Origin of the sequence: Bradyrhizobium lablabi, assembly GCF_018131005.1 — a bacterium.
In the GTDB taxonomy this organism is placed as follows: Bacteria; Pseudomonadota; Alphaproteobacteria; order Rhizobiales; family Xanthobacteraceae; genus Bradyrhizobium; species Bradyrhizobium lablabi_D.
In genome coordinates this window covers 451,797-465,655 of the sequence record NZ_JAFCJK010000001.1, presented here as the reverse complement: position 1 = coordinate 465,655, position 13,859 = coordinate 451,797, and the positions used below count along the sequence as shown (strand labels likewise).

General features: G+C 61.7%; 12 protein-coding genes. 9 read left to right on the top strand and 3 right to left on the bottom strand.

The genetic code is table 11. From position 1 onward, the window contains the following. The first annotated feature begins 107 nt into the window (after positions 1–107). Entirely contained in the window at positions 108–1,397 is a 1,290-nt protein-coding gene (locus JQ553_RS02180; protein ID WP_212498237.1) for a dicarboxylate/amino acid:cation symporter, read from the top strand. A gap of 12 nt (positions 1,398–1,409) precedes the next feature. Further along, a complete protein-coding gene (locus JQ553_RS02175; protein WP_212498236.1) occupies positions 1,410–2,357 on the top strand; it encodes an amino acid ABC transporter substrate-binding protein in 948 nt (315 codons plus the stop codon). Between the two features lie 70 nt (positions 2,358–2,427). Here the strand turns inward: JQ553_RS02175 and JQ553_RS02170 are convergent, their stop codons facing one another. Further along, complete coding sequence (locus JQ553_RS02170; protein WP_212498235.1) at positions 2,428–3,060, bottom strand: TetR/AcrR family transcriptional regulator; 633 nt, start codon at positions 3,058–3,060, stop codon at positions 2,428–2,430. Between the two features lie 145 nt (positions 3,061–3,205). Between JQ553_RS02170 and JQ553_RS02165 the strand changes: the two genes are divergently transcribed. The 4 genes from JQ553_RS02165 (at position 3,206) to JQ553_RS02150 (ending at position 7,340) form a co-directional block, all read left to right on the top strand. Then, a complete protein-coding gene (locus tag JQ553_RS02165) occupies positions 3,206–4,351 on the top strand; it encodes an HlyD family secretion protein (protein WP_212498234.1) in 1,146 nt (381 codons plus the stop codon). Beyond that, entirely contained in the window at positions 4,348–5,856 is a 1,509-nt protein-coding gene (locus JQ553_RS02160) for an MDR family MFS transporter (protein ID WP_212498233.1), read from the top strand. The genes JQ553_RS02165 and JQ553_RS02160 overlap by 4 nt, the downstream gene beginning before the upstream one ends. 76 nt (positions 5,857–5,932) lie before the next feature. Next, positions 5,933–6,874 (top strand): aldo/keto reductase, encoded by a 942-nt coding sequence (locus JQ553_RS02155; protein WP_212498232.1) that lies wholly within the window; start codon positions 5,933–5,935, stop codon positions 6,872–6,874. A gap of 70 nt (positions 6,875–6,944) precedes the next feature. Further along, positions 6,945–7,340, top strand: coding sequence for a nuclear transport factor 2 family protein (locus JQ553_RS02150; RefSeq protein ID WP_212498231.1), 396 nt, complete (start codon positions 6,945–6,947; stop codon positions 7,338–7,340). Positions 7,341–7,374: 34 nt separating this feature from the next. Here JQ553_RS02150 and JQ553_RS02145 read toward each other — a convergent pair whose 3' ends face one another. Continuing rightward, positions 7,375–8,313: a RimK-like protein gene (locus tag JQ553_RS02145; RefSeq protein WP_212498230.1), complete on the bottom strand. Its 939-nt coding sequence runs from the start codon at positions 8,311–8,313 to the stop codon at positions 7,375–7,377. 293 nt (positions 8,314–8,606) lie between these two features. Here JQ553_RS02145 and JQ553_RS02140 point away from each other — a divergent pair, with 293 nt between their 5' ends. The 3 genes from JQ553_RS02140 to JQ553_RS02130 all read left to right on the top strand — a co-directional run bounded on the left by JQ553_RS02140 (position 8,607) and on the right by JQ553_RS02130 (position 12,304). Then, complete coding sequence (locus tag JQ553_RS02140; protein WP_212498229.1) at positions 8,607–9,380, top strand: ferredoxin--NADP reductase; 774 nt, start codon at positions 8,607–8,609, stop codon at positions 9,378–9,380. 210 nt (positions 9,381–9,590) lie between these two features. Beyond that, positions 9,591–10,460, top strand: coding sequence for a patatin-like phospholipase family protein (locus tag JQ553_RS02135; protein ID WP_212498228.1), 870 nt, complete (start codon positions 9,591–9,593; stop codon positions 10,458–10,460). Positions 10,461–10,672: 212 nt separating this feature from the next. Next, positions 10,673–12,304 (top strand): FMN-binding glutamate synthase family protein, encoded by a 1,632-nt coding sequence (locus JQ553_RS02130; RefSeq protein WP_212498227.1) that lies wholly within the window; start codon positions 10,673–10,675, stop codon positions 12,302–12,304. Between the two features lie 223 nt (positions 12,305–12,527). Here JQ553_RS02130 and JQ553_RS02125 read toward each other — a convergent pair whose 3' ends face one another. Next, complete coding sequence (locus tag JQ553_RS02125; protein ID WP_312015079.1) at positions 12,528–13,700, bottom strand: aminotransferase class I/II-fold pyridoxal phosphate-dependent enzyme; 1,173 nt, start codon at positions 13,698–13,700, stop codon at positions 12,528–12,530. Between the last annotated feature and the right edge of the window lie 159 nt (positions 13,701–13,859).

Below are 13,859 nucleotides of genomic sequence, written 5' to 3'. Positions count from 1 at the left end.
ATTCCACAACGGGCACGTTGCGGCAAAATCCTGCCGCACCGCAAGCGTGTTGCATAGGCACACAAATCTGCCACACTCGCGCTTGCCGGAACTGATGGGGGTAGGAAATGTCCAACAGGTTCACGCAGTACATCCTGATCGCGATGGTTCTGGGCATCGTGATGGGCACGCTTGTCTTCAACTTCCTTCCCGACAGCCGCGCTGAAATCGCAGCGGACGTAAACCTGGTCGCGATGTTGTTCCTGCGCCTGATCAAGATGATCATCGCGCCGCTGGTCTTTGCAACTCTCGTCGGCGGCATCGCTCATATGGGAAGCGGCGCCCGGCTCGGGCGAATCTTCGCCAAGACCATGGGCTGGTTCGTCTCAGCCTCCTTTGTCTCGCTGCTGCTCGGCCTCGTGATGGTCAACCTGCTGCAGCCCGGCGCCAACTTCCCGGGCACGCTGCCCGACAAGGCGCAATCGACGGGGCTGCCGGTGTCGGCGTTTTCCTTCGAGAAATTCCTGATCCATCTCGTTCCGACCTCGATTGCGGATGCCATGGCGCAGAACGAGATCCTGCAGATCGTGGTGTTCGCGGTGTTCTTCGCGGTGGCGCTCGGCGCCATGCCTGAAAGAGCGAAGCCGATCATGAGCCTGATCGACGACCTCGCCCATATCATGCTGAAGGTCACCGGCTATGTGATGCTGTTCGCGCCGCTCGCGGTGTGGGCGGCGATCATGGCGACCGTCTCCAGGAACGGTCTCGGCGTGCTCTGGAAGCTCGTCGTGTTCATGGGCGGTTTCTATCTCGCGCTCCTGATCCTGTGGGGGATCCTGGTCGTGGTCGGCTTCATCGTGATCGGCCCGCGTTACGCCCATCTGTTGCGGCTGATCCGCGAGCCCTTGATGATTGCGTTCTCGACCGCGTCGTCGGAGGCGGCCTATCCAAAAACGCTCGAGGGCCTCAACCGCTTCGGCGCCTCGTCGCGGATCTCGGCCTTCGTGCTGCCGCTCGGCTATTCGTTCAACCTCGACGGCACGATGATGTACTGCACTTTCGCGAGCGTCTTCATCGCGCAGACCTACCACATCGATATGTCGCTCGGCACGCAGCTCGCGATGCTTGCAACCCTGATGATCACCTCGAAAGGGGTCGCCGGCGTGCCGCGCGCGTCGCTGGTGGTGATCGCGTCCACGCTTGCCCAGTTCGGCATTCCGGAGGCTGGTCTGTTGATGATCATGGGCATCGACACCTTCCTCGATATGGGGCGCAGCGCAACCAACGTGATCGGTAACTCGCTGGCGACGGCCGTGGTCGCAAAGTGGGAGGGCGAGCTGAAGCCCGAGCACGAGCTCGGGCCCGACGACGCCGTGCCATCGGATGCGGTGCCCGGTGCCGTGATGGCCGGCCATTGACGGGAGGGACGCATGCATCGCGCCCGATGGAGGCCGGTACGGGCTGAAGGCCGGGCGCTGTCAGCATGTCTGCTGGCAGCATGCCTGCTGCTCACAGCACCGGCTCTCGCTCAGACGGCCGGCAACGAGGGGTTGAGCCCCACGCTTGCCAATATCAAGGCTACCCATACCGTGCGGCTCGGCTATCGCGAGAGCTCGCCGCCGTTCTCGTTCCTCGACCATTCCAACCGGCCGATCGGTTACAGCCTCGAATTGTGCGAGGCGATCGTCGAGGAGATCGGTGTCGAGGTCGATGACGCCGATCTCAAGGTCGACTATGTCAAGGTCACCTCGGACGACCGCATTCCGGCGGTCGTGCAGAACAAGATCGATCTCGAATGCGGATCCACCACGGCGAATTCAGAGCGCGCGAAGCAGGTCGCATTCTCGCCGTTGATGTTCGTGGCCGGCACCAAGCTGATGGTGCCGAAGGCATCTGGAGTCACCGCGGTGACCGATCTCAAGGGCAAGACCGTTGTGGTGACCAAAGGCACCACCAACGAGCAGGCGATGCATAGTGTCGACAAGAAGTTCTCGCTCGGGCTCAACATCGTTACCTCGCCCGATCACGAGCAGTCGTACCAGATGCTGGCGGACGGCAAGGCCGACGCTTTCGCGACCGATGACATCCTGCTCTACGGCCTCATCGCGCGGCACAAATCGCAGGACAAGTTCCGCGTCACCGGCGATTATCTGTCCTACGATCCCTACGGCATCATGTACCGCAAGGGCGAGCCGCAGATGAAAGACGTGGTCGAGCGCACCTTCCGCAAGCTCGCCTCGAACCGCGACATCGTTCCGCTCTACAACAAGTGGTTCATCTCGCGATTGCCGACCGGCGAAAAGCTCAACGTCGCAATCTCTCCGCAACTCGAGGAAGCCTTCAAGGCGCTCGACGATTCGGCGGGCGGGGCGAACTAGAGTCTTCGCGAGCCTGCATCCGCTTCGCTTACTGCACTCGATTTGGCTCGACGCTCACCAAGCAACTGGCTCAATTCGTACAGCAGCAAATCACATCCACCGCTTTTCGGGCAATCGCCCTTAGCTCGGCACGGCGGGCGCCGGCGCGCGCACGGATGGCGATGGTATGCATGGTGGCTGACGCGAGGACCGCGAGCGCCGCTGGATCCGCGCCGCGCCCCAGTTCGCCCTTCTCTTGCGCGAGGCGGAAACGGGCTTCGAAATCAGCGTCGATCGTGCGTAGTCCCGCCGCTACACTGCTCCGGATCGCTGCATCTTCCGCGACCTCGGTTACGGCGGTGCCGATCACAAAGCAGCCGCGCGCGTGTCCCTTGCCGGAAAAGTAGATGGACAGTGCCGCGTCGTAGGCGCGCATCAGCGCTTCATCCAAGGGATGGTCCCCTGCGAGTGCCTCACGCGTTGCCGCAAGGCTGGTCTCCCAATAGCGGGCGAGTGCCTCTAGATAGAGCGCGTGTTTGTTGCCGAAGGCCGCATAGAGGCTCGGCGGGCTCATGCCGGTCGCGGCCGCCACCTTGTCCAAGGATGTGCCGGAGTAGCCGGTCTTCCAGAACGTCTCGGTCGCCTTTTTGAGGGCTATTTGTGCGTCGTAGGCGGGTGGCCGCCCTCGACGCGCCGGACCCGTTTCGGTGCTTTTTCGCGCCATATCGTCAGAAACCTCCGTTGCGGTGCATCGTTACCAATATTTGTATGCATCGTTATAAAAATCAATAGAGCGGCGTCTTGATTGCAGAGCCGGAGAATAGTATTTGTAACGATCGTTAGAGAAATGGATAAAGACAGGCCTTTCGATGAGTTTCAATTTTGCGCCAATCGCGGGCTGGACGGGTGATGGCAAGAGCCTTCGTAAGCACATGGCCGCGACCCAATGGTTCGGGCCGGGGCTGGTGAAACGGCTGCGCCGGCCCCTGATGCTCGTGTTGCCGATCGTCGTGGCAGCATTCGGCACCTCCGTCTATCTCGCCCGGGAGCAATACGTCTCAACCGACGATGCGTTCGTCCGCGCAGCGAAGGTGACCATCAACGCCCGCGTCTCCGGTCAGGCGGTTGAAATCGCAGTGCGGGACAATGAGCGGGTCCGGCAGGGCCAGGTCCTGTTCCGAATCGATCCGGAGCCTTATCAGATCGCTGTCGAGCAGGCGGAGGCCCGGCTCGGCAGTGCACGCCTGCAGATAGACTCGCTCAAAGCGACCTACCGCCAGCAACAGGCTGAGCTGCAATCGGCAAAGGAATCGGCTGCCTATGACGAGCGCGAATTTGATCGCAAGAAGATGCTCGTCGCCTCCGATTTTACTCCGCGCGCGGTCTACGAGCGAGCGGAGACGAACCTCAAGGTCGCGCGTCAGCGCATCGCGTCGACAGAGGAGCAGATCGCCAACACGATAGTTGCCCTCAATGGCGATCCGGATATCGATGTCGATCGCCATCCGACGGTCCGCGCAGCCAAGGCCCAGCTCGACCGCGCGCGGCTTGATCTCTCCTACGCGACGGTGACGGCTCCCGACGACGGCATCGTGACAAGGGTCGACGACCTCCAGATCGGCAGCTTCGTCAACGCCGGAGCGCCGGCGTTTTCGCTGCTGTCGAGCCGGCACGTCTGGATCGAGGCGAATTTTCGCGAAACCGGGCTGACCCACATGCGTCCAGGCCAGAGGGCAACGATCGATGTCGATGCCTATCCGGATCGAACGTTCGGGGCACACATCGTCAGCATGAGCCCCGGGACCGGATCGGACTTCTCGGTCCTGCCGCCCGAGAATGCGACCGGGAATTGGGTCAAGGTCGTGCAGCGTCTGCCGGTACGCCTCGAGCTCGATGATATCAATGCGAATCGGCCGCTGTTCTCGGGCATCAGCGTGACTGCGCGGGTCGATACGGGCTATCGCCGGACCTGGCGGCATCTGCTTCAGCCCGCGCTCGCGACGGAGGTCAAATGAGCATCTCCGTTCCATCGCCGGCCGCGGCCGGTGGCCGTCACGCGATCTCGCTGGCGGCCCTCTTGGCTACCTACATGCAGGCCGTCAATATTTCCGTCCCGAATGCAGCCCTGCCGCATATTCAAGCGACACTATCGATGGCCAATGACGAGGTCGGGTGGATATTCTCCTCGTATATCGCTGCGAGCGCAGTGGCCATGTCGATAACGCAGTGGCTCGCCGGACGTTATGGCCGAAAGGCAGTTTATCAGGTCGCCCTCGCGGTCTTCGCGGTCGGTCTGATGCTGGTCACACTGGCGACGACCTCCATCCAATTCGTGCTCGCCCGGATTCTCCAGGGAGCGGCGAGCGGCCCCCTCGCGCCGCTTTCCCTGGCGATCCTGCTTGAGGTGACGCCGCCGGCGCGGCATGCGCGTATGAGTCTGGGATGGACGGTGTGCTCCCTGCTCGGCATCAGTACCGGACCCGCCATTGGCGGCTGGCTCAGCGAATACCACGGCTGGCCTTCAATCTTCTATTTTAGCTTGCCGATGGCGGGTTTCATCTTCCTGGCGATGGCGCTGTCTCTCCGCGAGAAGAAGGCGGAGCGAGGCCAGCCCTTCGACTTCTTCGGCTTGACGACCTTCTCTGTCGGGATGATCGGGCTGCAAATGCTGCTTGATCGCGGCGAGCGCCTGGAATGGTTCGCCTCGACGGAAATCTGGGTTGAAGCGGTCGCCTCGGTCCTGGGCTTCTATCTTTTCATAGTGCACGTGATGACGACCGAGGAGCATTTTCTACGCACGGCGCTGTTCAGGGATCGCAATCTTGTCCTCTCGACGCTTATCTCCTTCGCCCTTGGCTTCGTGCTGCTGCCGACCTTGGCTTTGACGTCCCCGATGCTGGAGGAATTGCTCGATTATCCCGTCGACACCACCGGCTACATGACCATTCCGCGCGGCCTGGCGCTCGTGGGAGGGGTGGTGCTGACAGGATTGGTTCCGGCGCAGGTCGACTACCGGCCGTTTCTGATGGGCGGAATGGCGCTGGTGGTCTACGCCAATTGGCTGATGCTTGGCTTTTCACCGGCGATGGATTGGCGGCCGGTGGTCGAGACTGGCCTGCTCCAGGGTGCTGGTCTTGGCATGTTGATTCCGGCCCTCGCCAGGGCTGCATTCGGTACGCTTGATCCCAGGCTCCGCCCGGAGGGCAGCGCGCTCATCAACCTGTCGCGCCTCTATGGCAGCACGATTGGCATCGCCGTGGTCCAGATCTTCTTCTACGCCAATACGCAGGCGGTACATGTGGCACTCGCAAAGGACCTCACGCCCTACCGTGCTGCCGCTCATGTCGCGGGTTCGATCGGCAGGCCGGGCCTTGCCGCGCTGAACGGCATGATTACGCGCCAGGCGGCCACCGTCGCGGTCATCGACCAGTTCGAGATACTGATGTTCGCCATGCTCATCGTGAGCCCGCTCGTGTTCTTTCTTCGCAAGCCGCGGCCGGCTGACACCGTGGAGCCGTGACGTGACATCGCATCGGCCAGTCTCGATCGCCTCGTCCATCGCCGCGGCGGTTGAGGCCAAACAAGGGAGTACAAGCATGAGTACATCCGATCCGCTTCGCTATACGAGGATCCCGATTGCCGACGGATCGGTCGCAATTCCCGCCGTAGGGTTTGGCACGCTTATTCCGGATCCCGTCGCAACCAGACAGGCGACCAGGGCGGCGTTGGACGCGGGATTTCGTCACCTCGATTGTGCGGAGCGCTATCGCAATGAAGCGGCGGTTGGTGATGCGATGCAGGAGACGTTCAAGACGGGAACGGTTCGGCGCGAGGACGTCTTCGTCACCACGAAGCTTTGGAACTCCAATCATCGTCCGGAGCGGGTCAAGCCCGCATTCGATGCGAGTCGCCGGCGGCTGCAACTCGACTATCTCGATTGCTATCTCATCCACACTCCCTTCGCTTTCAAACCTGGCGACGAGCAAGACCCGAGGGACGAGCACGGCCGAGTAATGTATGATTCGGGCGTCACGCTGATGGAGACGTGGCAAGCGCTGGAGCGTCTCGTTGACGACGGTCACTGCAGATCGATCGGCCTGTCGGACGTTACCTTGCCGAAGTTGCGAGAGATCGTTACGGCCGCGCGGATCAAGCCGGCCGTCGTACAGGTCGAATCGCATCCCTACCTTCCCGAATGGGACCTGCTCGAGTTCTGTCGGGAGAACGGGATTGTGCTCCTGGCGTTTGCCGCGCTGGGACATGCCATGGAGCCAAGACTCCTGGACGACCCAGTGATTACAGCCATCGCGCAGAGGGTGCACAAGACGCCGGCGCAAGTTGCCCTGGCCTGGGCCGTGCAGCGGGGCACCGCCTTCCTGACCACCTCGACCAATCCCCGGCGCATCGAGGAGAACTTTGATATTTCGGCCCTGCCTGAAGACGCCATGCTGGAGATTAGGGACCAGATCGCAACGAGCGTCAGGTTCAACGCGGTAGTGGAGACCGGCGTACCCGGATTTATTCCTCGGGCCCGGTAAGCTCACCTGCAAAGGGCCGTATTGGTTCCCTAGCGCTGTTTGGTGGCGCCGGAAAAACAGGGAGATAGCGATGGACGATCGGGCCAAATTAGCTGCTCTACAGCGCCATTGGGATGCTTCGGACACGAGCAATTTTGAGGTCGAGCACGAAATCTACCTCGAGGATGCCGTGCTTGATTATCCGCAATCGGGCGAGCGGATTCGTGGTCGGCGGAACATTCAGGAGAGTCGCTTTGTACAACCAAACAAGAAGCGCTTTACAGTCCGGCGAATTGTCGGCGGCGGCGATCTCTGGATTACCGAATTCGTGCTGAGTTACGACGGCATACCCTCTTACGCGGTGAGCATCATGGAATTCCGAGGAGGACTGGTGGCCAACGAAACGCAATATTTTGGCGATCGGTTCGATCCGGCGCCTTCGCGGGCGCATCTTGTCGAGCGGATGGGGCCAATCACGTCGTCGTAAGCCGCCAAAAAGAGCCTTCGCCGGGACAACGCGATCAGGCAAACACTTCGTCCAGTGCGGCGTGGTACGCGGCTTCGACCAAATCGGGGGCATGCCTGGCCAACGCTTCCATCTTCACTCCGGAATTGATTTCGAGGATTTGCCAGCGCTCCTCGGCGCGCACCACGTCGATCGAGGCGAAGCGGATGCCGATCGCGCGCGCAGCCCTGATCGCGAGCGCGACACAGGCGTCGCGCATCGCGCCGTCTGTGAGCAGCGCCGGCTCGGCGCCGGAATCGAGATTGTGCCGCCAGTTGAGGATCCGCCGTTCGCCGGCCGGAAGAATCGCATCGAGCTCGGCGGCGGAGAAATCGTCGCTCATGGTCTGGAGCCACTCGGCGGATGCGGCTGCCCGCGCAAGCTCTCGCAGCGAATGCGCGCCGTTGCCGACAACCGACGGGCGCACCTTGCCGTAGACGATCAGCGCGCGCTGATCGAGCAGCACGACGCGAACCTCGTCCTCGATTTCGACATAGGGCGAAATCGCAAGGCTCGGATGGGCGGTCAGGATGCGCGCGACGGCGGCTTCGAGTTGCGGCTTCGTCGTTACGCGGATGACGAACTCGCCCGAAGTGCCTTCGTTGGGCTTGACGACGAGACCACGCGGATGCCGCGCGAGAAGCCGCAGCATCGCATCTATTGATCCCGATTCCGGAATATGCGCGCTGAGCTTCGCGCCCAAGAACAGCGCGTGGGGAACGACCGGGATGCCTGCGAGTCCCAGCACGTCGGCGCAAGCCGCCTTGTCGTTTGCGACCTGATGCGCGACCGCGCTGTTCAACCCGACGTCATAGCCAATCGCGAGCCGCCGCTCCGCGTCGCGCGTCATGACGACGAGCCAGCCGCCCGACCTGATGTCGACCGCGATGGAGCGCGCGAGACAATATTTTTTGATGGTTTCCAGGAAGATTCGCTGGCTGATCAGGACCGTCAAATCATTTTCCCTTCGCGGCGCTGTTTGTGGCAATTAATTGCCAGATCGGTGGCGATCTCAGCAAGTAAATTTCGAGCGGGCGTTTTCGTTAACGAACTCGCGGTCGAATCCTTTACGAAATCAATCGACCCCCATTCCGAAATCGCAATTGCGCGCCGCCCGATCTTGACTATCTCCCTGAATGGCGCAATGCACACGCGAGATCATCAATGATTTCAGTCCATTTCGCGTCGTCGCGAGCCGTCTAGAAATCAATCCGTTCTAAATCTGGTCAATCGAGAAAACGAAAACCCATGAGCGCGTTCTATCGAGAGAAGGTTCTTTCCGTTCAGCATTGGACCGATACGCTTTTTAGCTTCCGAGCCACCCGCGATTCCGGATTCCGTTTTCAGAACGGCCAGTTTGCCATGATCGGCCTCGAGGTCGAGGGCCGGCCGCTGCTGCGCGCCTATTCGATGGCGAGCGCCAATCACGAGGAAGAGCTCGAGTTCTTTTCGATCAAGGTGCAGGATGGGCCGCTCACCTCGAAGCTGCAGAAGATCCGCGAAGGCGACACCATCCTGGTCGGCCGCAAGGCGACAGGTACGCTGATCGCCGACAATCTGATCCCGGGCAGGCGGCTCCTGCTGCTGTCGACCGGCACCGGCCTTGCGCCGTTCGCGAGCCTGATCAAGGACCCCGATGTCTACGACCGCTACGATACGATCGTGCTGGTCCATGGTTGCCGCCAGGTTTCCGAGCTCGCCTATGGCGAGGATCTGGTCGCAAAGCTGCGCGACGACGAATTGTTCGGACCGCTGCTCTCCGAGAAGCTGTTGTACTATCCGACCGTGACGCGTGAACCGTTCCGCAACCGCGGCCGTATCACCGACCTCATCACCTCCAACCAGCTCTTCACCGACCTGCATCAGGGTCCGCTCGACGTCGAGACCGACCGCGTCATGATGTGCGGCAGCCCGGCAATGCTGGAAGACTTGAAGCAGCTGTTCGAGACGCGCGGCTTCAAGGAAGGCAGCGGCAACGCACCCGGCCACTTCGTGATCGAGAAGGCGTTCGTGGAACGCTGATGCTGGCGCAGGCCGGCGGCGTCACCACCGGCATTGGCTTGGCAAAGGCTGGGGCCGTCAGGCTCCAGCCTTTCTTTTTTAGGTCGTGAAGCATCCGCACGCCGCGATCACTATCTCGCCTCCACCCAAGTGGCGCCGCGCATTGCTTCGCTGCTATAACGCGGCCAACGCCGAGCGGCCAGTGGCCGACGCGGCGAGGGGAGGCGCCCGTTGTCCATCACCGATCCGGATCCACCGAAGACCGCCTTTGTGTTCGCCGGCGGCGGCAGCTTTGGCGCGATTCAGGTCGGCATGCTGCACTCGCTGGCGAGCCACGGCATCACGGCGGATATGGTGGTCGGGTCAAGCGTCGGCGCGCTGAACGGCGCCTTCTATGCCAGCGACCCGACGCTCGCGGGCATCGAGCGATTGGCCACGATCTGGCGCGGCCTGCAGCGGCATGACGTATTTCCGATGACGTGGAAGACGCTGCTCAGCTTCCTGTGGCGACGGGATTTCCTGATACCGCATGACGGGATCCGCAAGCTGATCGACGATCACATCCCGTTCCGCAACCTCGAAGACGCGCGGATGCCGGTGCACATCGTCACGACCGACATCATCTCGGGCGACAGCGTAGTGCTGTCGGAGGGCTCGACCGCGGAAGCGATCATCGCATCCACCGCGATTCCCGGCGCGTTCACGCCGGTTCGCTACCGAAATCGGTATTTGGCTGACGGCGCGATCTCCAGCAACACGCCGGTCCGCGTCGCAGTGAAGCGAGGAGCTCAGCGCCTGATCGTGCTGCCGACCGGGCATGCCTGCGCCAACCGGGCGCCGCCGGCCGGCGCGCTCGCCAATGCACTGCATGCGCTGACGCTCCTGATCGCGCGGCAACCCGTCAATGAGCTCGAGAATCTGGGTCCCGGAGTCGAGTATTTCGTGGTGCCGCCGCTGTGCCCGCTGGTGGGATCACCCTACGATTTCTCCCGCACGTCGGACCACATCGAACGGGCGACCCGCAGCACCGACGCATGGCTGGAGCGGGACGGGCTGAAGCAAGGCCGGATCCCGAGCGAGTTGCAGCCGCACGATCATTAGCTTTACGACGATGCTGCCGTGAGTGCCATTTGACGCTTCGTTGCACCGCAAAAGAAATGCTTCAGGTCAATTTGCGCGGCCGTCGCCCGGGTCGCGCCGGAGTGACTGTCACATCCGTGACCGCTCGGCCCATTACCGTGTAGCGTAGCTTCCTTGAGTTGGATTAGACTCAAGGCCAACAGTGTGAATTTGCAGATCGGGTGAGGGATTCTATGGAAACGCTGCTGCTTCCTTTCTCGCCACGCTTCATCGTGCTGACGATCTGCTCCGTCGTCACCGCGTTGCTGCTGGCGATCGGCGTGTTCGACCACAACCCGAAGATCTGGGAGGTGGTGCTGCTTCCACTCATCATCTTCGGCGCGCTGACGCTGCTCGGCATCCGCGATCTCGTGCAGAAGCACCACGCGGTGCTACGCAATTATCCGATATCGGCGCATTTGCGTTTCCTGCTCGAGGAAATCCGCCCGGAGATGCGGCAATACTTCTTCGAGAGCGAGAAGGACGGCATGCCGTTCTCACGCGACACCCGCGCGGTGGTCTATCAGCGCGCCAAGATGGTGCTGGACAAGCGGCCGTTCGGCACCCAGGAGGACGTCTATCGCGAGGGCTACGAGTGGATGCATCATTCGGTGGCGCCGAAACCCCACGTCGATCCGCAATTCCGTATCACCATCGGCGGCCCCGATTGCACGAAGCCCTATTCGGCCTCGGTGTTCAACATCTCGGCGATGAGCTTTGGCGCTCTGAGCCCGAACGCGGTGCGTGCGCTGAACGCCGGCGCCAGGAAGGGCGGCTTCGCACATGACACCGGCGAGGGCGGCGTGAGCCCTTATCACCGCGAGAGGGGCGGCGACATCATCTGGGAGGTCGGCTCCGGCTATTTCGGCTGCCGCAACCGCGACGGCAGCTTCAACCCCGATGAATTCGCCCGCGTCTCGTCCGACGACCAGATCAAGATGGTCGAACTCAAGATCAGCCAGGGCGCCAAGCCAGGCCATGGCGGCGTGCTTCCGGCGGCAAAGGTGTCCGAGGAGATATCGAAGATCAGGGGCGTGCCGATCGGCGAGGACTGCATCTCACCGGCCTCCCACAAGGCGTTCTCGACACCGCTGCAGATGATGGAATTCGTGGCAAATATGCGAAAGCTCTCCGGCGGCAAGCCGGCCGGCTTCAAGATGTGCATCGGCCATCCCTGGGAATTCCTGGCGATCTGCAAGGCGATGAAGGAAAGCGGACTCTACCCGGATTTCATCGTGGTCGACGGCAATGAGGGCGGCACCGGCGCGGCGCCGCTGGAATTCATGGACCATCTCGGCATGCCGATGCGGGAGGGCGTCAATTTCGTCCACAACGCACTGGTCGGCATCAATGCGCGCGACCGCATCAGGATCGGCGCCTCGGGCAAGATTGCCACCGCCTTCGACATGGCGCGTGCGATGGCGATCGGCGCCGACTGGTGCAATTCGGCGCGCGGCTTCATGTTCTCGCTCGGCTGCATCCAGTCCTTGAGCTGTCACACCGACCGCTGCCCGACCGGCGTCACCTCGCAGGACCCGATCCGCAACCGTGCGCTCTACGTGCCCGACAAGATCGAGCGGGTTTACAATTACCACCATAACACGCTGCATGCGCTTGCCGAACTGCTCGGCGCGGCCGGCCTCGAACACCCGCAACAGTTGCGGCCGATCCACTTCTCGAAGCGGACCTCGACCACCGAAGTGTGCTCGTTCTCGCATCTCTATCCGGCGCTCCGCCCGGGAGAACTTCTCGAAGGCACTGAGGACCGCCGCTACCGCGCCGCCTGGGCCATGGCGCGCGCGGATTCGTTCCAGCCGGCGGGGTAGGCGCGGCAAGCACAGTATCATCCGGCGGAGGCGGCCACGCCTCCAGGCGGCTAAGCTGTGATTGGATCACTGAGCCGCACGACGCGATTCGAATGTGTGACCTTTGTCTTCGAAGGGCGAAACCCATCAGCGTGTGCCACCTGCTCGCGAGACTCGGCAACAGAGCCGCCCGGTCATGATCGCATCGCCCAGACGGGATCCAAGCGAGCATGGCTGGCTTGAACTACGTGCCCCGACGCGCCTCCATGAATAGGGGCAGCGCCCTCTCGACCATTTCATCGGATGCAGTCAGGCTTATGCGAAAGTATCCCGGAGCATTCATCATAGCGCCCGGTATGACGAAGACATTCCGATCTGCGAGCGCATTCCAATGCCGATCGGGATCACCCTCCGGCCACTTGCACCAGAGATAGAACGTGCCCTCTGGCATTAGTGGATCGTACCCGGCTTGACGCAGCGCCGGAACTAAACGATCGCGACGATGCGCGAGCGCACCCTGATCGATCGAGAGTGTTTCGAGATCTGGTATGGCGTACTGCATCACCGCATTGGGAAAGCACCAGCCGATCGACATCTGCGCTGGAATGATGGCCTCCTGGATTGCCCGCCGGTCCTCTCGCGGCATGAGCGGAGAGATCGCCATGTATCCAAGCCTTTGCCCGGGAGAGAGGAGCACCTTGCCGTAGCTATACGCAATGAAGGTCCGGGGATAGAAGGCCGCAGGGCTGTCGAATTTCCTGGCGTCGAAGCGAAGCCGCCGATAGGGCTCGTCGGAGAGCAGATAGATGCGGTGACCGATCCGCCTCGAGGCTCGCTCGAGCAGGTTGGAAAGCTCCTTCAGCACATCGCCGGTGTAAATCCGTCCGGTTGGATTATGAGGCGTGTTGACGATCAGGAGCCTCGTCCTCGGACCGATTGCAGCGTCGATAGCAGCAAAATCGAGCTCGAACGTTGGCACGACGAGAGGCACCTTGCGAGGCACGGCATTGGCCGCAAGAAGCATTGGCTCGTAACAAGGCCACGCCGGTTCGCAAAAGATCGCCTCGTCCCCCGGGTCAAGGATCAAGTGGAATACAAGGGAGATCGCCGCAAAGGCGCCTGGCGTGAGTGCAAAATCCGTCGGCTCGAACGAAAGGCCAAGCTCGCGTCCGACGTGCTCGGCCAGGAACCTCTGCGGCTCGATCTCGCTCGTTTTGTATGCAAACCAGCTCTCGTTGTCTGGGACGGCATGCGACCGAAGCGCCGAGACGAGCCCGGCCAGCGGCAATTCATGGGGATTTCCGAAAGTGAAATCACAGATGGCAGGATCTGATCGTCGCTTCCCATATTGGGAATGAAACCGGTTGATCGACCGAGACGCTTCCTGAACTTCCTTGATCCGACGTGAAACCGGCACGGTCACAATCCTGGTTAAATTGAAAGTTGCAGCCACAGCGCGCCATCGGAGAAGCGTCGAGCCGCGGTGCCGGGTCGATGCACCGACATTCGTTGGGGCCTTTCGATGGCGCAGTCGAACTTTGATTGTGATCGTTACGGCAGGATGTCATTGCACAAC